This is a genomic window from Flavobacterium sp. (genome assembly GCF_044377315.1).
In the GTDB taxonomy this organism is placed as follows: Bacteria; Bacteroidota; Bacteroidia; order Flavobacteriales; family Flavobacteriaceae; genus Flavobacterium.
In genome coordinates this window covers 37,986-54,779 of record NZ_JBILJG010000006.1, presented here as the reverse complement: position 1 = coordinate 54,779, position 16,794 = coordinate 37,986, and the positions used below count along the sequence as shown (strand labels likewise).

Genomic DNA, 16,794 nt, shown 5'->3' with positions numbered 1-16,794 from the left:
TTTGAAAGTTTGGCTAAATCTTTAAATTTTAAATTAAAAAAAATCCCGATTTCGTTTTGCAACGATTCGGGATTTTGTATTATTGAAGCTAGCAATTATTGCTCAGCAACTATTTCATAAGGTAATTCAACAATTACATCTCTGTGAAGTCTAACGTTAGCAAAATATTTGCCTGTACGTTTAACGATTCCAGATGTGATGAATTTTCTATCAATTTCTTGACCTGCTTTAGCAAGAGCTTCAGCAACATCAATATTTGTAATTGAACCGAAAAGTTTTTCACCACCAGCTTTCGCTGAAATTTTAATTTCTAAAGCTTTTAGTGCCTCAGCAATTTTCTTAGCGTCATCAACAACCTTAGCTTCTTTGTGAGCTTTTTGTTTCAAGTTTTCAGCTAATACTTTTTTTGCAGACGATGTTGCTAAATGAGCAAATCCTTGAGGTATTAAGAAGTTTCTTCCGTATCCCGCTTTTACAGTAACTACGTCATCTTTGAAACCTAAGTTTTGTACGTCTTTTTTCAATATAATTTCCATGTTGTTGTCCTTTTTTACAGAAGTTAGGTTTCATAGTTTGAAAACCAACAACTTAATTTAATGTATTATTTTAATAAATCCGCCACATATGGCATTAAAGCTAAATGTCTTGCTCTTTTCACAGCAACAGAAACTTTTCTTTGGTACTTCAATGAAGTTCCTGTTAAACGACGAGGAAGAATTTTTCCTTGCTCATTAACAAATTTCAACAAGAAGTCAGCATCTTTATAATCGATGTACTTAATTCCTGATTTTTTGAAACGACAATATTTTTTTACTTTATTAGTATCAATATTTAGAGGTGTAAGATATCTGATATCTCCATCTTTTTTTCCTTTTGCAGATTGTTCTATTGTAGCCATTAGATTATGCTTTAGCGGTTTTTAATTTAGCTCTTCTTCTTTCAGCCCAAGAAATTGCATGTTTATCTAAACTTACAGTTAAGAAACGCATTACTCTTTCGTCACGTCTGAATTCAGTTTCAAAAGCGATTAGCACTTCTGGTGCCACTTTGAATTCGAATAAATGGTAAAAACCACTTTTCTTGTTTTGGATTTCGTAAGCCATTTTTTTTAGACCCCAATCCTCTTTCGATACCATTTCAGCTCCTCTAGACGTAAGAAATTCTTCAAATTTGCTTACTGTTTCCTTTACCTGTACATCAGATAAAACGGGATTTAAAATGAAAACAGTTTCATAATGATTCATATAATTTGTATTTAATAATTAAAATGGGTGCAAAAGTAATCATTATTTTTAAATCGACAAGCAATTATTTCATTTTTATCGCTGTAATGCAAAAAAAACCGATAAAATTAGGTTTGTTAAATTATTGTTATTATTTTCGTAAATCAAAATCTTTTAATACATCTATATATGAAGTTGAATTGTGTTGTTGTGGATGACAGTTCGTTACAACGAATGATAACTGCAAAGTTAGTGAATAACCATCCCAATTTACGTTTAATTGGTGATTTTTCAAACGCCATTGAAGCCAAAAATTGTATGTCTGTGCATACTATAGATTTGATTTTTTTAGATATTGAAATGCCTGTAATAAGTGGTTTTGATTTTCTAGATGGGCTAAAAGTTAAACCTCAAATTATTTTTATTACATCAAAAGCTGAATATGCCGTGAAAGCTTTTGATTATGATGCAACAGATTATCTGCAAAAACCTATCGCTTTAGATAGATTTAATGCCTCAGCTAAGCGAGCGATGGAAAACCACATGCTTAAAAGAGAAAATCATGATGAAAATGGGGATCATATCTTTATTAAGAGTAATCTAAAAAAGTTAAAAATTTTTACTTCTAAAATCAAATGGATTGAAGCATTTGGCGATTATGTAAAAGTAGTTACCGAAGAAGATACCAATTTGGTTTTATCGACAATGAAGTCTTTTGAAAAAGATTTGTCTAAGGAAAAATTCATTAGAGTTCACAAATCTTATATTATCAATATAGATAAGGTAGAACGTTTTAATAGTAAGTTTGCCGAAATTGGAATTACCAAAATTCCATTGAGCAGAAATAAAAAGGAAGATCTAATTAAAGCCTTAGCTATTGCTTAAAAATCTACATTTACCGCTATTTTTATAGCTCTATATTGTGCAACCGTTTCAAAACTATTCAGTATTTTCTGGATAGTTTTTTTTGTTGTGATTAAGGGTGTGCTCTGAGGAATTTTAATCATTATTGTTCGAATATATTCATTTCGAATTCTACTAATTGGTGGTTCCTCTGGTCCTAGAACCGGAATAGATAGATTTTGTTGCATTACTTGATACAACCACATAGATCCTTCTTTTAATTTATCAAAATCTCGGTGTTTCAAAGTGAATTTTATCATTCTGAAATAGGGCGGATAGTTGTATATACTTCTCTCATACAATTGCTCTTTGTACATCCCACTATAATCATTATTAGTAACTTGCTGAATAGTATTATGATTAGGATTATAAGTCTGAATTACAACTTTTCCACGTTTTTCTGAACGACCTGAACGACCAGCAACTTGCGTCATCATTTGATAACTTCTTTCAAAAGCCCTAAAATCGGGATGATACAGCATATTATCAGCATTCATAATTCCGACAAGACTTACATTATCAAAATCTAATCCTTTGGCTAGCATTTGAGTTCCAACTAAAATATCAAATTCACGGTTTTTGAAAGAATCAATTATTTTTTCAAAACCAAATTTTCCTCGAGTTGTATCCTGATCCATTCGTCCGACTTTGGCATTTGGAAAAAGAGTTATTAATTCTTGTTGAATTTGCTCTGTTCCAAAACCTTTAGTTGTAAGATCTACACTTGAGCAATTATGACAATTAGTTGGATTGGCAATGGAGTAGCCACAATAATGACATCGCAACTGATTTTTATGCTTATGATACGTCAAACTCACATCACATTGCTTACATTGAGGCACATGACCACAAGTCATACATTCGACAACGGGCGAAAATCCTCTGCGATTTTGAAACAAAATAACTTGTTCACCAAGCGAAATGGTTTCAGTAATAGATTCAATTAAATCGTCACTGAAATGACCATTCATTTTTTTTCTGAAATATTTATCTTTCAAATCAACCAACTGGATTTCTGGCATTTGCACTTTTCCGTATCGCTCGGAAATTTCTACCAAACCATATTTTCCTGATTGTGCATTATAATAGGTTTCTATACTTGGTGTTGCCGAACCCAAAACCACTTTTGCTTTTTGAAAGTTGGCCAAAACAATAGAAGCATCCCTTGCATGATATCGTGGTGATGGATCCACTTGCTTGAAAGTCTGTTCATGTTCTTCGTCAACAATTATCAAACCTAAATTGGAGAAAGGTAAAAACAAAGCCGACCTTGCTCCTATTACAACTTGTGCCTTTTCAGAATTTTCTAAAACTTGTTTCCAAACTTCAACGCGCTCGTTATTATTATATTTAGAATGAAAAACGGCAACTTTATTACCAAAATAGGATGTTAAACGAGTAACTAATTGAGTAGTCAAAGCTATTTCGGGCAACAAATAAAGAACTTGTTTTTCGCTAGCCAAATACGATTCGATTAGCTTTATGTAAATTTCGGTTTTTCCGCTTGAAGTTACACCGTGAAGCAAATTGACTTCTTTGGTTTCAAAATTCTGTTGCAATTCGTCAAATGCTTTTTGTTGCGCTTGACTTAATTGTAGCTGGTTTTCCTTTTTATTTTTATCAAAATTTACTCTGTCTTCTTGCAGATAATATTCTTCGAAAATCTCTTTATCAACTAATGCTTTTACAATTGAAGATGTTGAATTGGCGGTTTCTACCAAATGCTTAACGGTAATTGGTTTTTTGAAACTGGCGCTTAACTGGAAATAACTCAATACAATTTCTCGCTGTTTTGCTGCGTTTTTGAGTGTTTCTAGTAATTCATTCAAACTTTCACTTGAACTGTATTTGATATGTAAACGAACGTAACGAATTAACTTTGGTTTGTAAGTTTCGTTCATTTCTTCGTGAAGCACCAACACATTTTTATCGAGTAAACTTTGAATAATTGGGAAAATAGTTTTCTTATTCAGTATAGCAGAAATGTCATCAATCTTGAGAGAACTCTGTTGTTGCAATGCTTCAAAAACAAGAAATTCTTCATCTGTTAACAAACTTTCATCAATAAAGACATCTTGTTTTTGCGAAATAATTGTTTCATTTTCAAGTAACAAGGCACTTGGCAAAGCACTTCTAAAAACGTCGCCAATGGCGCACATATAGTAAGATGCAATCCATTGCCAATGTTGAATTTGGAGAGAATTTACAATTGGTTTTTCGTCTAAAATTTGATGAATTTCTTTTGCATCGTACAATGTTGGATTGTTACGATGCACCTCGGCTGCTAATGAAGTGTAGATTTTGCTTTTGCCAAACGGAACAGCAATTCGCATTCCGGGTTGAATGTAAAGGTATTCTGCTTCAGAAATTCTGTAGGTAAAAGTTTTAGAGAGCGATAACGGTAGAATTACTTCGACAAAATACATTTGCAAACTCTATAATTATGATTTAACCCTATACCAATACTGTGTTCGACCTAATAAAGATAGTCCTATAAAGCCTCTAACTTTTAGCTTGTCTTTCCCATCTAGTTTGATGTAACAATTGTAAAGTTTACCACTTTTCGGGTCTAAAATTTGCCCATCATTATATTCGTCGCCTTCTTTTTCCAAACCTTTTATGATGGTAAGCCCAAGAATAGGCTTGTTTTTATCAGGATTAGGACATAAGTTACATAATTTGTCTCGCTTTTCTGAGTCAATTATTTCAACAATTTTGCCATATATTTTTTTATCTTTTTGAAAAACCTCAATTACAGAAGTTTCCTTACCTGTTTCATCATCAATAGTTTTCCATTTTCCAATTATTGATTGCGAAAAAAGATTTGATGAAATCATACATACAAGAATTACCAATCTAATCATACTTTTGCTGTTTAAAATTATTTTTATGCTTATTTATTATGGCATTTAGTTCAAATCCGAGTAACAAAATTATACAGTTTATCCAGATGAAAAACATCATTATTAGCAAAGTTCCAATTGAACCATAGAGTTCGTTGTATTTTGAAAATTTTTCAACCCAAATTCCAAATCCATACGAACTTAGCAATATTAAAATTGTTGTTGTTACTGAGCCAACGGTAATGAAGGCACGTCTTTTATCTCGCTTTATTCCGAATTTGAATAAAATGGATGTTGTCATAAGTATCATTAAAATAACGAAAATGTATCGACCAATTCGGATAAGTGAAATCTTTTCACTCAACACATCTTGAAGAATGGTTTGCTGAATTATTACTTCAAAAACAATGATAGTTGCGATGGTTACAAAAAGCACTGTTGTTAGCAACAATGACATGGCAATTGCTACTAAATATTGTCGAACATAAGGTCTTTTTATGGCAATATTTTTGGAACTTTCAAAACCACTAAGCACAGCATTTAAGCCATTTGCCATTAAGAAAATAGACAACATAAATCCTGAAGATAGCAAGCCTGAATTACTATTATTAAGAATATCATTAATTATTGTTGCAATAGCATCATACGTTCTGGGCGGAACACCTTGCTCGACAAACTCAAGAAAATCTTGTTGAAAACCTTCAATTGGTATATACGGAATTAAGTTAAGAATGAACAGCGTAAATGGAAATAGCGCCATGAAGAAACTAAACGAAATTGCAGCGGCCCGATACGACAAATCGCCTTCGATAATTCCGATGGTGTAATGTTTTAGAAATTCATAAAGCGACATTCCGTTGAGAAAAGGAAGTTTTATCGACTTTAAAAACCTTACCATTCCCTTGACTAATGGAATTTTGCCTACAAGTATTTTTACTTTTTCATCCATTTCTTCAATCAAATCGCTTTTAAACTCAAGTCCATGTTATAAACCGAATGCGTTAATGCACCTGACGAAATATAATTTACACCACATTCAGCATATTGTCGGATGGTTTTTTCATTAATATTTCCTGAAGATTCTGTTAGACTTTTGGTTCCAATTAATTCGACCGCTTTTTTGGTGTCTTCAAAATTAAAATTGTCAATCAAAATTCGGTAAACGCCTTCAGATTGAAGAATTTCTTTAATTTCATCAAGGTTTCTGGCTTCAACAATTATTTTTAAATCTTTTTTATTTTGTTTTAAATATTCCTTAGTTTTATTTATGGCATTGGTAATTCCACCAGCAAAATCATTGTGATTGTCTTTTAGCATAATCATATCGTAAAGAGCAAAACGATGATTTTCGCCACCGCCAATTTTGACAGCCCATTTTTCGCAAGCTCGGAAACCAGGTGTTGTTTTACGAGTATCTAATATTTGGGTCGAAGTTCCCTCTAACATCTGCACATAACTATTGGTTTTGGTTGCAATTGCCGACATTCTTTGCATTGAATTTAAAACCAATCGTTCCGCTTTCAGGATAGATTGTGAACTTCCCGAAACGTGAAAAACAACATCGCCAAAGTTTACTTTTTCACCATCATTTATAAATATTTCCAATTGAAGATTGGCATCTACATAGTTAAAAACCATTTTGGCAAATTCAACTCCAGCGATAATTCCGTTATCTTTAACAAGAAGTTTTGCTTTTCCTGTTGCTTCTTTTGGAATACAAGCTAATGAGCTGTGATCGCCATCACCAACATCTTCTCTAATGGCATTTTGAATAATTAGATTGAGTTCGTTATAAAATTGAGTTTCTGAAATCATCTGAAAAAAATTTGAATGGCTAATGTACTAAATTTAAATTCCTTTTAATCCTTCAATCAATTCGTCAATATCACTTTTGGTATTATTATGACCGAAAGAGATACGTAAACTTGGTTTTTTCAATTCATCTTCAGGCAAAATTTCAGCTAAAACATGTGAAGGTTTTACACTCCCGCTTTGGCATGCGCTACCTCTAGAAACAGCAATTCCTTTCATATCCAAATTGAATAAAATCATAGCCGTTTTTTCTTCAGAAAAAGGCAATAAAATATTCAAAATATTGTAAAAAGTAGCTTCTCCGTTCACTCTAATTTCTGGAAAATTTGCTTTTAATTGTTCCAGGCAATAGTCTTTTAAATCTGAAATATAGTGGCGTTCTTTATTTAGATTTTCATAACTTAACTCTAATGCTTTTGACATACCAACTACTTGATGAACAGCCTCTGTACCTGCACGAAGTCCTTTTTCTTGTTCGCCACCATAAAGCATTGGTTGCAAAACGTTTGTTTTCTTTACAAAAGCAAAACCCGCACCTTTTGGTCCATGAAATTTATGTGCACTAGCAACTATAAAATCAACTGGAAGTTCGTTCAAATTGAATTCAGTTTTTCCAACAGATTGAACGGTGTCACAATGAAATAAAGCATGATGTTGCTCGCAAATACGACCGACTTTTTCAATGTCTAAAACGGTTCCAATTTCGTTATTTACGTGCATTAACGTTACTAAAGTCTTCACTTTTTTAGATAATAATTCAACTAAATGAGTAATATCAATTTGTCCACTTGGCAGAATTTTCACAAAATCAACATCAATTCCGTACATTTTTTGCAAATAATTTACGGTATATAAGGTTGCATGATGTTCAATTTTGCTAGTAATAATTCTCTCAACTTTCAAATCTCTAACGGCACTTTTCAAAATCCAGTTAGTAGCTTCAGTAGCGTTTGAAGTAAAAATTAGTTCTTGTGCTGCACAACCTAACATTTTTGCAATCGATTTTCTTGAAGTTTCAAGAGCAGTTTTGGCACTTCTACCATAACTATGTGCCGAAGATGGATTACCAAAATCATTTTGCAAAACCGCTATCATCTCATCTATAACTTCTTGGCGAATAGATGTGGTGGCGGCGTTATCAAGGTATATTTTTTTCATATCTGCTACTTTTTTTTACTATAAAAATTAAGCTAAATTTCTAATTATATTGGCTTTTAAATAACTTATCAATTTTGAAGTTCCAAAGTTACAAATTTCATTGTGTTAATGGAATACAAATTGATTGGCTAATGTAAATTAAAATTCTATTTTTGTTACATAATAAATTACAAAAATATTGGTTTAAAAAAAACGATGTTTTTGATTGCTTTTTAGTACTAAAATACAAATTTCAAATGAAAAAAATTATTGGATTATTACTGATTACAACGCTTTTTAATGCTTGTGACGATGGAGATGTACAAGTAGAAACTGTTGATTTGAATGATGCTCAAACAAAAAAATGCACAGAAAACAATGTATTATATCAAATAAAAGATACTAAATCGATTATTTTAGAGCTAAGTAGTGCACAGTTTACTTCTTTTTTTGAAAATAAAATGAAAGTCAAAACAGATTTTATTGCTGGTTCATTACTTTACCGCATATATAATGGAAATGTCGCATTAGAAAATATTTGTGGATCAATTAGACCGACAACACCCAACGTTACCGAAGAATGGACGGCACAAAGTGCCTCATTACAAGTTACTACAACAGCTGTTAAATCTCCACCTGTAGAATCTGGATTTTCTAAAATTATAGGGTATAAACATGCGATGATTTTAAAAAATGTCTCTTGGCAAAAATCTAATGGAACAAGCCAAGTTGAAACAGAAAGACCTTTTGGAAACTATACCATAAATGCTGTTAACTTGCCAATTAATTTTACAGCAACCGATTTAAAAACAACAACTTGTAATAATAATAGTTTGTTTATTGTTAATGGAAGTGAATCATTTCTATTAAAACTTGACGCTACAACCTTTACCTTTTTATTTCCAGCCATTCCAGTTATTGGAACAAAACAAGCTTCTATTTCTTCTGATAACAAACTAACTTATACATTATTTAATGGAGTAATATCTAACGACTATTTTTGTACAACACCATTACCAGCTACACCCATAATTGTTGAACAATGGATTAGTGATTCAACAGCTTCAAATGGAATAATAAAAGTAAAAACAGAACTTTACGGAACTACTCAACACAAATATATTGTTACTCTCGAAACCACCACTTTAAAAAGAGGAACTAATGATTTATATCTTGGAACTTCTTATAAATTGGGCGAGTTTATTTCCTCAAACTAACCTCAACTTTTAATAAAAAACAAACCCATCAATTCATTTTTGATGGGTTTTCTTTTGTCTAATTTTTACAAAAAAACAGTTTTATGATGACAATTTACAACTAAAAAAGTTGATTTAGTAAGTTTGCTTTGATTGAAATTCGATGAAAAACAAATCCTTTTTAGTCTTTTTTTCATGCAAAAATCGAATTGTGTTTTACTTGAAAATTCATCTGAAAATCATTTTTAAAATTGAATTCTAACAAAAATATAACTTCTAAAATAGATTAAATTTGTATCGTATTTCAAAAATTATTTGTTTCAAATTTCAATAATTTTAATTAAAAAATAGCCTCAAAAAATTCTATTTTACATTTTGCTTGATGTAAATTTCGGTTGCTCCTTGTCCATATTTTTGAAAATTGGCTTCTTTAAAATCTATATTTGGATAACGTCCTAACATAAAATCGAGCTCCGATTTTAGAATTCCTTCACCAACACCATGTATAAAAACGATCTTCGGAATGCGATTTCTGATAGCAAATTCGATGTGTCTTTTTGCTGTTTCTGTTTGCATATTTAGGATGTCATAATTGCTCATTCCTCTAAAATTTTTAACCAATTTTTCGATGTGCAAATCAAATTCTGGTGGTGGAATTTCGCCTTTAATTTTCTTTTCTTTTTCAAAACTTCGCGGTTTTGGCTCTTCTTTTTCCTTTTTTATTTTAGTTAAATCAAAACTTCTTATAGATTGTTCTAAATTACTGGAATTGTTTATTTTAATTAACTCGTTGACAAAATATGTCATCGTAAATCCGTCACTAGTTTCTATTGTTACTTGGTTTTTTTCAACCGAAACTACTACTCCGTCAACCGCTTCATCTAGCACCGAAACTTTGTCTCCTCTACTTATCATTTTACTGTAATTTTATTAAAATTAAAACGCTGTTTTTTATCAAAATTTGAATTCATTTTTAAACAAAAAAAATGAAATCAAATTCAAATTTTCGTTTCAAAAAATAGTTTGCTAAAAAACGTCACTCCTATTTTTTAAAAAATTCAAAAGTAGGAAACTTAAAATTATAAAAAGTTTATTCGGTAATGAATATAATTTTTTCGTAAAATTGTAGTTCAAAAAAAACACCCCTTTTGGATTTAGAGAAATACATGATTCCATGTCTGAGCAAAAAACTTTTTGGAGTGGAATGTTTGGGTTGTGGTGTACAACGATCCTTGGTTTTAATTTGCCAGGGAGAATTTGCAAAAGCGTTTCAAATGTATCCTGCCATTTACACCACGATTTTGTTTTTTGTTTTTTTGGCTTTACATCTTTTTCACAAGTCTAGAAACTATTCTAAAATTGTAATTGGACTTGCTATTATAAATGCCATCATAATGGTTGTATCCTATTTTTCTAAACCTTTAAATTGTTGCTATTAATTTTTTTTAAATCAAATCATGGAAAATCAGAAATTGCCCAATACCACTATCGTTTTACTTCTTGGATTATTTTCAATTATAACTTGTTGGGTTATGGGAATTGTCGGATTGATTTTTGGAATCATAGCATTGGTTATTGCAAAAGGCGATTTACGTCTTTACAGAGAAAATCCAGATCGATATACAAATTTTGCCAATTTAGCCATAGGAAGAGTTTTGGCAGTGATTGGAATTATCTTGAGCAGTATTTACCTTGCCTTCATCATTTTTATTTATACTGTTATTGGAATTGAAAATGTTGAAGAATGGCAAAAGAATCTTCAAAACAAAATTGAATACCAAGAAAAACATCGCTAGTTATAAAGCAAAAAAAATCTGCTTTATTCGAGCAGATTTTTAATTTATGAAATTGAAATTTTATTTTTCAAATTGTTTCAGCGTATTGATGATAATCGAAACACAATCTAACAATTGTTCATCATTCATTACCAAAGGCGGAGCGAAACGAATAATGTTTCCGTGGGTTGGTTTAGCCAGTAAACCATTATCTCTCAAAGCAAGACAAATATTCCATGCTGTATCGCTTTCTTCGGTATCGTTTATGACAACTGCATTTAACAAACCTTTTCCACGAACTAAAGTTGCAATAGTTGATGTTTGAATATACTCGTTTAGCTTTTCTCTAAATATTTTACCCAATCTTCTGGCGTTTTGAGCTAAATTTTCTTCCTCAACTACTTCTAAAGCAGCAATAGCAACCGCAGCAGCTACTGGATTACCTCCAAAAGTTGAACCGTGTTGACCTGGTTTGATAACATTCATAATGTGATCATTGGCCAATACTGCTGAAACAGGATAAGCACCACCTGACAAAGCTTTACCAAGAATTAAAATATCTGGAGTAACATAAGTTGCTTGTTTTTCGCAAGCATTTTCGCAAGTGCAATTTCCACAAACTGCCAATATCGAACCTGTTCTTGCAATTCCGGTTTGAACCTCATCAGCAATAAACAAAACATTGTTGGCTTCACAAAGTGCTTTAGCTTTCGCCAAATAATCTTCTGCTGGTGTATAAACTCCAGCTTCTCCTTGAATAGGCTCAACTAGGAAGCCAGCTATGTTTTTAGACGATTTAAGCGCGCTTTCCAATGCATCTATGTTGTCGTAAGGAATTTTAATAAATCCTGCCGTATAAGGTCCAAAATTCTTTCTAGCATTTTCATCATTTGAAAACGAAATGATAGTGGTTGTTCTTCCGTGGAAATTTCCATCACAAACGATAATTTGTGCTTCGTTTTCAGGAATTCCTTTTTTCTCATAAGCCCATTTTCTGCAAAGTTTTAAAGCTGTTTCTACCGCTTCTGCACCAGTATTCATTGGAAGCACTTTATCAAATCCGAAATATTTTGTGATATATTCTTCGTAAACACCCAATTTATCATTATAAAAAGCACGAGAAGTCAATGTTAATGTTTGCGCTTGTTCAACCATCGCGCCAATAATTTTTGGATGACAATGTCCTTGATTTACTGCCGAATAAGCCGAAAGAAAATCATAATATTTTTTTCCTTCAACATCCCAAACATAAACACCTTCACCTCTACTCAAAACAACTGGTAACGGATGATAATTGTGAGCTCCGTATTTATTTTCCAACAAAATAATTTCTTCGGAGCTGATTTTTTCTAAAACTGACATAATTTTTTCTTTTTTACCCAAACTCGTCATGAGCTATTTTAAAATATCAACCTGTCTGCCGACAGGCAAGATTCCTTCTTGTGGAGAGAAATCATCCATAATTTTACAAAGGTAAAATTTTAGTTTAAAAGTTTATATGTTTAAGAGTTTAATATTGTTACTAACAAACATCTTTAAACTAAATTAAACAACTTTAAACCAAATTAAAAAACCTTACCCTTTTAAACTCTTAAACATATAAACTCTTAACCCTTTATACTTCTAAACTTCTTCCTCAAACATTTCCAACAACTTATTTACAGTATTCCAATTTCTCATGGTTGCGGTTACGTTTAGTTTTTTCTCGATGTATTTTTGGTCTAAACGGGTTTTTCCTGCGCCGATGTTGTATTTTATGAAAATTCTGTTGCCGTCTATTACTGCTTCGTCGGGTTTGAATTGGCTGATTTTTAATTCATTTATGGCTGAACTTGGCAATTCTTTTGAAATAAAAGCTACATATAATTTCTTAGTATCCAATTCTTTTTCTTTGGTAAACGGATTGTTTTTTAAGCACAACTCCAAATCGTTTTTGCCTATTACAATTACGGGAACTTCGTGTCCAAAACTTTTGTAAATCTCTTGTTTGATGGTAAATCCTACCGTAACAGGTATTTCTTCGTTGGTTTCTACAAACACATTTCCTGATTGTATGTACGTAACTACATTAGTGAACCCGATGGCTTCTAACGTAGTTTTTAATGCTTCCATTTTTATCATGTTGTGCCCTGAGACGTTGATGCCGCGAAGTAGTGCTAGGTGTTTCATGGTGTAAATATAATTAAAAGATACAATTCCTACAGGTTTTATAAACCGGTCAGGTAATTAAAATGCGGTGATTATTTTATCTATTCACCGCAAAAAATACGGTGATTAATCAAAATAATCCCCGCATAATCATAATCACTAGCACTTTAATGTTATTTAATTGCAAAAAATTAATCCAAAAAACATTTCAAAACCTTATTTTTGCCTCATGGGAAAAAAGAAGACAGACAGAATTATTTTTGAAAACGTTACCGTACTTGATGCTGGTGCTAAAGGTGTTTCGGTAGCCAAAGCTCCTGAAGGACAAGTAATATTTATACCTAATGTTGTTCCGGGCGATGTGGTGGATGTGCAAACATTCAAGAAACGCAAATCGTATTTTGAAGGAAAAGCGATAAAATTTCACGCCTTTTCTGAAAATCGTATGGAACCGGTTTGCGAACATTTTGGTGCTTGTGGCGGCTGTAAATGGCAAAATATGAAGTATGAACAACAATTGTTTTACAAAAATAACGAAGTCTACAATAACCTAAAACGCATTGGTAAAATCGATTTGCCCGACTTTGAACCGATTTTAGGTTCGGAAAAACAGTTTTTTTACAGAAACAAAATGGAATTCGGGTTTTCAGACACGCGTTGGTTGACCGAAAATCAGATTCAATCGAGTGAAGAAAATTTGAGCAAGAAAAATGCTTTAGGTTTTCACGTTCCAAAAATGTGGGACAAAATTCTAGATATTGAAAAATGTTGGCTGCAAGAAGATCCATCAAACAATATTAGAAATTCGATAAAAGAATTTGCCGATAAAAACGGAATGACCTTCTTTAATGCAAGAAATCACGAAGGTTTGTTGCGAACACTAATGATTAGAACTGCTTCAACTGGCGAAATTATGGTGTTGATTCAGTTTTTTGAAGACGACAAAGCCAATCGTGAGTTGATGATGGATTTTATTCACGAGAAATTCCCGCAAATTACTTCGTTGCAATATGTAATCAATAGCAAAGCTAACGATACGCTTTACGACCAAGACATCAAACTATACAAAGGAAGAGATTACATTTTGGAAGAAATGGAAGGTTTGAAATTTAGCATCAACGCTAAATCATTTTACCAAACCAATTCGGACCAAGCGTATGAATTATATAAAATCACAAGAGAATTTGCAGGTTTAACTGGCAACGAAGTGGTTTACGATTTATATACTGGAACAGGAACTATTGCGCAATTTGTTTCTAAAAAAGCGAAAAAAGTAATTGGTGTAGAAGCCGTTCCAGAAGCGATTGCTGATGCAAAAGAAAATGCGAAACGTAATGAAATTACCAATTGTGAGTTTTATGTTGGAGACATGAAAAACGTTTTCAATGACGATTTTATATCGCAACACGGCAAACCAGATGTAATCATTACCGATCCACCAAGAGACGGAATGCATAAAGACGTAGTTGAAATGTTATTAAAAACGGGGGCTCCGAAAATTGTTTACGTAAGTTGTAACTCGGCAACGCAAGCAAGAGATTTGGCCTTGATGGACGAAATGTATAAAGTTACTCGTGTGCGACCTGTAGATATGTTTCCGCAAACGCATCATGTAGAAAATGTTGTACTTTTGGAGCTTAGAAAATAGTGTTCAGTTTTCAGTCGCAGTATTCAGTTATTTAGTTTGAAGTTAAGTTTATGAAAAAGATATTTTTGTTATTGGTTCTGTTTTCACTTTTAGGATGTGAGAAAGATGATATTTGCGATGAGAATACGGCTACTACTCCACTTTTGGTGTTAGAGTTTTTTCGTGCTGATAATCCAACTATTATCCAAAATGTTACAAGTCTTAAGATTACTGCTAATGGTCAGTCTGAATTTGGTACTTTTTCTGGTGTAAGTAAAATTAAGTTACCATTGAATACTGTTGCTGATTTAACTAAATATAAATTAACACTAAATAGCGGAGCAACTAACGCCAATACTGATTATTTACAATTCAATTACGCTAGAAACGAAGTTTTTGTTTCGAGAGCATGTGGTTTTAAAACTACTTATACATTGAATGCAACTGGCGGTGTTGTGAGAACTGATGAAACACCTGCAGATACTACTTGGATTACAAGTTTCACAATACTAACTTCAAACATTGAAAAATCAAATGAAACGCATATTAAAATCTTTTTTTAGTTTATCATTTGTGCTGCTTTCTTTGTTAGCTAATGCTCAAGAAGTTGCCAAAAAAACGGCTGAAATTGCTAAAAAAGACACGGTTGCTCCAATCAAAGTGAATCGTTATGGTTTGCGAGTTGGTGTTGACTTGTTTAGATTATCTCGTTCTTTTTGGGAGGAAGATTATAGAGGTATTGAAGTTGTTGGAGATTACAGATTAACCAAAAAATATTACATCGCTGGAGAATTGGGTAACGAAGACAAAACAGTTCAGGAAGATTACTTAAACTTTACAACAAAAGGTTCTTATTTTAAAGTAGGTTTTGATTATAATATGCATCAAAATTGGATGAATTTAGAAAATTCCATTTACATCGGAATGAGATACGGTGTTAGTTCGTTTAGTCAAACATTGAATAATTACAAAATTTACACTACCAATCCTTATTTTGATACTAATCAATTAATAACTTCTGGTAAAGAATTTAAAGGATTAACGGCTCAATGGGCAGAAGTTGTGGCAGGTGTAAAAGCGAAGGTTATCAATAATGTTTATGTAGGTTTTAGCTTTAGAATCAACAAATTATTTACCAACAAAACACCTGATGGTTTTGATAATCTATACATTCCGGGTTTCAACAGAAAATATAGTGGTGATTTTGGTGTAGGTTTCAATTATACGGTTTCGTATTTTATTCCGTTGTACAAATCAGCGGTTAAGGTTGAGGAAAAACCTAAAAAGTAGGATATTAATAGTTACGCTTATGATTGAACGTAAGCACTTAAAATTAATATTTTTTTACTTAAAATTCAAAAACGGATTTTTTTTGCTAGTCACTACCTCTTCCCCAACTCAATAACTTCCAAATCTTTTATTTTATCAGCTTCTATTACAAAGCGCAACATGGTTCGCACTTCATGAAAACCACTTTTACCACAAGCACCGGGATTCATGTGTAGCAAATTATTTTTCTTATCAAATATCACTTTTAAAATATGAGAATGTCCACAAATGAACAATTTTGGTGGATTATTCTGCAATTCTTCTCTTATCCCTAGATTGTATTTTCCCGGATAACCGCCAATATGCGTAATCCAAACATCAACACCTTCACACCAAAAACGATCATGCAACGGAAACTCCATTCGCGCCTTGTCACAATCTATATTTCCATAAACAGCACGCAAAATCTTTACTTTTTTAAGTGTATCGGTTACAACCAAATCTCCAATATCACCAGCATGCCAAACCTCATCAGCTTGTTGCACATATTTCAAAATCACATCATCAATATGACCATGCGTATCCGATAAAAGTAAAATTTTCTTCATAATTTTTAGAAGCTAATCCAGCTATCCGTTTCAAACGAAGTTCACTGAACTCTATTTAAAATAAACACCATGTGAAGTAATCTTTACTTTTTTAAAGAAAAAAAGTAAAGGATTTCCACTACAAACACAAAGTGTTCACCGAACACCTATTATAATTTATGTTTTGTGAGGTAATCTAGGCTAGGGCATTCGGTAAAAATAAACATTCTTCTCTAAATTAAAAATTCACAAACACACATTCTACCAAAATATA

19 protein-coding genes are annotated in these 16,794 nt (G+C 32.2%); 7 read left to right on the top strand and 12 right to left on the bottom strand.

The features are described 5' to 3' along the window. Positions 1-95: 95 nt before the first annotated feature. From rplI to rpsF, 3 genes are all read right to left on the bottom strand, one after another. Positions 96-536 (bottom strand): 50S ribosomal protein L9, encoded by a 441-nt coding sequence (gene rplI / locus ACIQ66_RS03220; RefSeq protein ID WP_396211363.1) that lies wholly within the window; start codon positions 534-536, stop codon positions 96-98. 65 nt (positions 537-601) lie between these two features. Continuing rightward, positions 602-898, bottom strand: a complete 297-nt coding sequence (gene rpsR / locus ACIQ66_RS03215) for a 30S ribosomal protein S18 (protein WP_298175114.1) — start codon at positions 896-898, stop codon at positions 602-604. A 4-nt stretch (positions 899-902) separates the two neighbouring features. Beyond that, positions 903-1,244, bottom strand: coding sequence for a 30S ribosomal protein S6 (rpsF, locus tag ACIQ66_RS03210; protein ID WP_298175115.1), 342 nt, complete (start codon positions 1,242-1,244; stop codon positions 903-905). Positions 1,245-1,412: 168 nt separating this feature from the next. Here rpsF and ACIQ66_RS03205 point away from each other — a divergent pair, with 168 nt between their 5' ends. Further along, positions 1,413-2,108, top strand: a complete 696-nt coding sequence (locus tag ACIQ66_RS03205; protein ID WP_396211362.1) for a LytR/AlgR family response regulator transcription factor — start codon at positions 1,413-1,415, stop codon at positions 2,106-2,108. On the opposite strand, the gene priA is transcribed toward ACIQ66_RS03205, so the two are convergent. Genes priA through ACIQ66_RS03180 form a run of 5 tightly spaced genes read right to left on the bottom strand, consistent with a single transcriptional unit; the run spans position 2,105 to position 7,939 of the window. After that, complete coding sequence (priA, locus tag ACIQ66_RS03200; RefSeq protein WP_396211361.1) at positions 2,105-4,552, bottom strand: primosomal protein N'; 2,448 nt, start codon at positions 4,550-4,552, stop codon at positions 2,105-2,107. The genes ACIQ66_RS03205 and priA overlap by 4 nt on opposite strands. Positions 4,553-4,567: 15 nt before the next feature. Next, on the bottom strand, positions 4,568-4,990 hold the full coding sequence (locus ACIQ66_RS03195; protein ID WP_396211360.1) for a DUF2147 domain-containing protein: 423 nt from the start codon (positions 4,988-4,990) through the stop codon (positions 4,568-4,570). Continuing rightward, positions 4,983-5,918 (bottom strand): YihY/virulence factor BrkB family protein, encoded by a 936-nt coding sequence (locus ACIQ66_RS03190; protein ID WP_396211359.1) that lies wholly within the window; start codon positions 5,916-5,918, stop codon positions 4,983-4,985. Before ACIQ66_RS03190 ends, ACIQ66_RS03195 begins: the two co-directional genes overlap by 8 nt. Before the next feature lie 8 nt (positions 5,919-5,926). Further along, the gene (nadC, locus tag ACIQ66_RS03185) at positions 5,927-6,784 is read right to left on the bottom strand and encodes a carboxylating nicotinate-nucleotide diphosphorylase (RefSeq protein WP_396211358.1); all 858 of its coding nucleotides are present in this window, start codon (positions 6,782-6,784) and stop codon (positions 5,927-5,929) included. Positions 6,785-6,817: 33 nt separating this feature from the next. Continuing rightward, entirely contained in the window at positions 6,818-7,939 is a 1,122-nt protein-coding gene (locus ACIQ66_RS03180) for a cysteine desulfurase family protein (protein ID WP_396211357.1), read from the bottom strand. A 236-nt stretch (positions 7,940-8,175) separates the two neighbouring features. Between ACIQ66_RS03180 and ACIQ66_RS03175 the strand changes: the two genes are divergently transcribed. Then, complete coding sequence (locus tag ACIQ66_RS03175) at positions 8,176-9,135, top strand: hypothetical protein (protein ID WP_396211356.1); 960 nt, start codon at positions 8,176-8,178, stop codon at positions 9,133-9,135. A 342-nt stretch (positions 9,136-9,477) separates the two neighbouring features. On the opposite strand, the gene ACIQ66_RS03170 is transcribed toward ACIQ66_RS03175, so the two are convergent. Next, positions 9,478-10,029: a Smr/MutS family protein gene (locus ACIQ66_RS03170; protein WP_396211355.1), complete on the bottom strand. Its 552-nt coding sequence runs from the start codon at positions 10,027-10,029 to the stop codon at positions 9,478-9,480. Positions 10,030-10,280: 251 nt separating this feature from the next. On the opposite strand from ACIQ66_RS03170, the gene ACIQ66_RS03165 reads away from it, so the two are divergent. Continuing rightward, on the top strand, positions 10,281-10,553 hold the full coding sequence (locus tag ACIQ66_RS03165) for a DUF2752 domain-containing protein (protein ID WP_396211402.1): 273 nt from the start codon (positions 10,281-10,283) through the stop codon (positions 10,551-10,553). 18 nt (positions 10,554-10,571) lie between these two features. Continuing rightward, positions 10,572-10,910, top strand: a complete 339-nt coding sequence (locus ACIQ66_RS03160) for a CCC motif membrane protein (protein ID WP_396211354.1) — start codon at positions 10,572-10,574, stop codon at positions 10,908-10,910. A 60-nt stretch (positions 10,911-10,970) separates the two neighbouring features. Here the strand turns inward: ACIQ66_RS03160 and rocD are convergent, their stop codons facing one another. Next, positions 10,971-12,251, bottom strand: a complete 1,281-nt coding sequence (gene rocD / locus ACIQ66_RS03155) for an ornithine--oxo-acid transaminase (protein WP_396211353.1) — start codon at positions 12,249-12,251, stop codon at positions 10,971-10,973. A 261-nt stretch (positions 12,252-12,512) separates the two neighbouring features. Then, positions 12,513-13,058 carry a DUF1697 domain-containing protein gene (locus ACIQ66_RS03150; RefSeq protein WP_396211352.1) on the bottom strand — a complete coding sequence of 182 codons (546 nt, stop codon included), beginning with the start codon at positions 13,056-13,058 and terminating at the stop codon, positions 12,513-12,515. Positions 13,059-13,266: 208 nt separating this feature from the next. On the opposite strand from ACIQ66_RS03150, the gene rlmD reads away from it, so the two are divergent. The 3 genes from rlmD to ACIQ66_RS03135 are packed head-to-tail and all read left to right on the top strand — an operon-like array spanning position 13,267 to position 15,954. Continuing rightward, positions 13,267-14,685 (top strand): 23S rRNA (uracil(1939)-C(5))-methyltransferase RlmD, encoded by a 1,419-nt coding sequence (rlmD, locus tag ACIQ66_RS03145; protein ID WP_396211351.1) that lies wholly within the window; start codon positions 13,267-13,269, stop codon positions 14,683-14,685. A 50-nt stretch (positions 14,686-14,735) separates the two neighbouring features. After that, positions 14,736-15,227: a DUF6452 family protein gene (locus ACIQ66_RS03140; protein WP_396211350.1), complete on the top strand. Its 492-nt coding sequence runs from the start codon at positions 14,736-14,738 to the stop codon at positions 15,225-15,227. Next, positions 15,199-15,954, top strand: coding sequence for a DUF6048 family protein (locus ACIQ66_RS03135; protein WP_396211349.1), 756 nt, complete (start codon positions 15,199-15,201; stop codon positions 15,952-15,954). Before ACIQ66_RS03140 ends, ACIQ66_RS03135 begins: the two co-directional genes overlap by 29 nt. 92 nt (positions 15,955-16,046) lie before the next feature. Here ACIQ66_RS03135 and ACIQ66_RS03130 read toward each other — a convergent pair whose 3' ends face one another. After that, on the bottom strand, positions 16,047-16,541 hold the full coding sequence (locus ACIQ66_RS03130) for a metallophosphoesterase family protein (protein WP_396211348.1): 495 nt from the start codon (positions 16,539-16,541) through the stop codon (positions 16,047-16,049). Positions 16,542-16,794 lie beyond the last annotated feature (253 nt).

What these genes read in the sequence shown, in the direction of transcription:
- rplI (WP_396211363.1), bottom strand. Translation starts at nt 536, where the DNA reads ATGGAAATTATATTGAAAAAAGACGTACAAAACTTAGGTTTCAAAGAT.
- rpsR (WP_298175114.1), bottom strand. Translation starts at nt 898, where the DNA reads ATGGCTACAATAGAACAATCTGCAAAAGGAAAAAAAGATGGAGATATC.
- rpsF (WP_298175115.1), bottom strand. Translation starts at nt 1,244, where the DNA reads ATGAATCATTATGAAACTGTTTTCATTTTAAATCCCGTTTTATCTGAT.
- ACIQ66_RS03205 (WP_396211362.1), top strand. Translation starts at nt 1,413, where the DNA reads ATGAAGTTGAATTGTGTTGTTGTGGATGACAGTTCGTTACAACGAATG.
- priA (WP_396211361.1), bottom strand. Translation starts at nt 4,552, where the DNA reads ATGTATTTTGTCGAAGTAATTCTACCGTTATCGCTCTCTAAAACTTTT.
- ACIQ66_RS03195 (WP_396211360.1), bottom strand. Translation starts at nt 4,990, where the DNA reads ATGATTAGATTGGTAATTCTTGTATGTATGATTTCATCAAATCTTTTT.
- ACIQ66_RS03190 (WP_396211359.1), bottom strand. Translation starts at nt 5,918, where the DNA reads ATGGATGAAAAAGTAAAAATACTTGTAGGCAAAATTCCATTAGTCAAG.
- nadC (WP_396211358.1), bottom strand. Translation starts at nt 6,784, where the DNA reads ATGATTTCAGAAACTCAATTTTATAACGAACTCAATCTAATTATTCAA.
- ACIQ66_RS03180 (WP_396211357.1), bottom strand. Translation starts at nt 7,939, where the DNA reads ATGAAAAAAATATACCTTGATAACGCCGCCACCACATCTATTCGCCAA.
- ACIQ66_RS03175 (WP_396211356.1), top strand. Translation starts at nt 8,176, where the DNA reads ATGAAAAAAATTATTGGATTATTACTGATTACAACGCTTTTTAATGCT.
- ACIQ66_RS03170 (WP_396211355.1), bottom strand. Translation starts at nt 10,029, where the DNA reads ATGATAAGTAGAGGAGACAAAGTTTCGGTGCTAGATGAAGCGGTTGAC.
- ACIQ66_RS03165 (WP_396211402.1), top strand. Translation starts at nt 10,281, where the DNA reads ATGATTCCATGTCTGAGCAAAAAACTTTTTGGAGTGGAATGTTTGGGT.
- ACIQ66_RS03160 (WP_396211354.1), top strand. Translation starts at nt 10,572, where the DNA reads ATGGAAAATCAGAAATTGCCCAATACCACTATCGTTTTACTTCTTGGA.
- rocD (WP_396211353.1), bottom strand. Translation starts at nt 12,251, where the DNA reads ATGTCAGTTTTAGAAAAAATCAGCTCCGAAGAAATTATTTTGTTGGAA.
- ACIQ66_RS03150 (WP_396211352.1), bottom strand. Translation starts at nt 13,058, where the DNA reads ATGAAACACCTAGCACTACTTCGCGGCATCAACGTCTCAGGGCACAAC.
- rlmD (WP_396211351.1), top strand. Translation starts at nt 13,267, where the DNA reads ATGGGAAAAAAGAAGACAGACAGAATTATTTTTGAAAACGTTACCGTA.
- ACIQ66_RS03140 (WP_396211350.1), top strand. Translation starts at nt 14,736, where the DNA reads ATGAAAAAGATATTTTTGTTATTGGTTCTGTTTTCACTTTTAGGATGT.
- ACIQ66_RS03135 (WP_396211349.1), top strand. Translation starts at nt 15,199, where the DNA reads ATGAAACGCATATTAAAATCTTTTTTTAGTTTATCATTTGTGCTGCTT.
- ACIQ66_RS03130 (WP_396211348.1), bottom strand. Translation starts at nt 16,541, where the DNA reads ATGAAGAAAATTTTACTTTTATCGGATACGCATGGTCATATTGATGAT.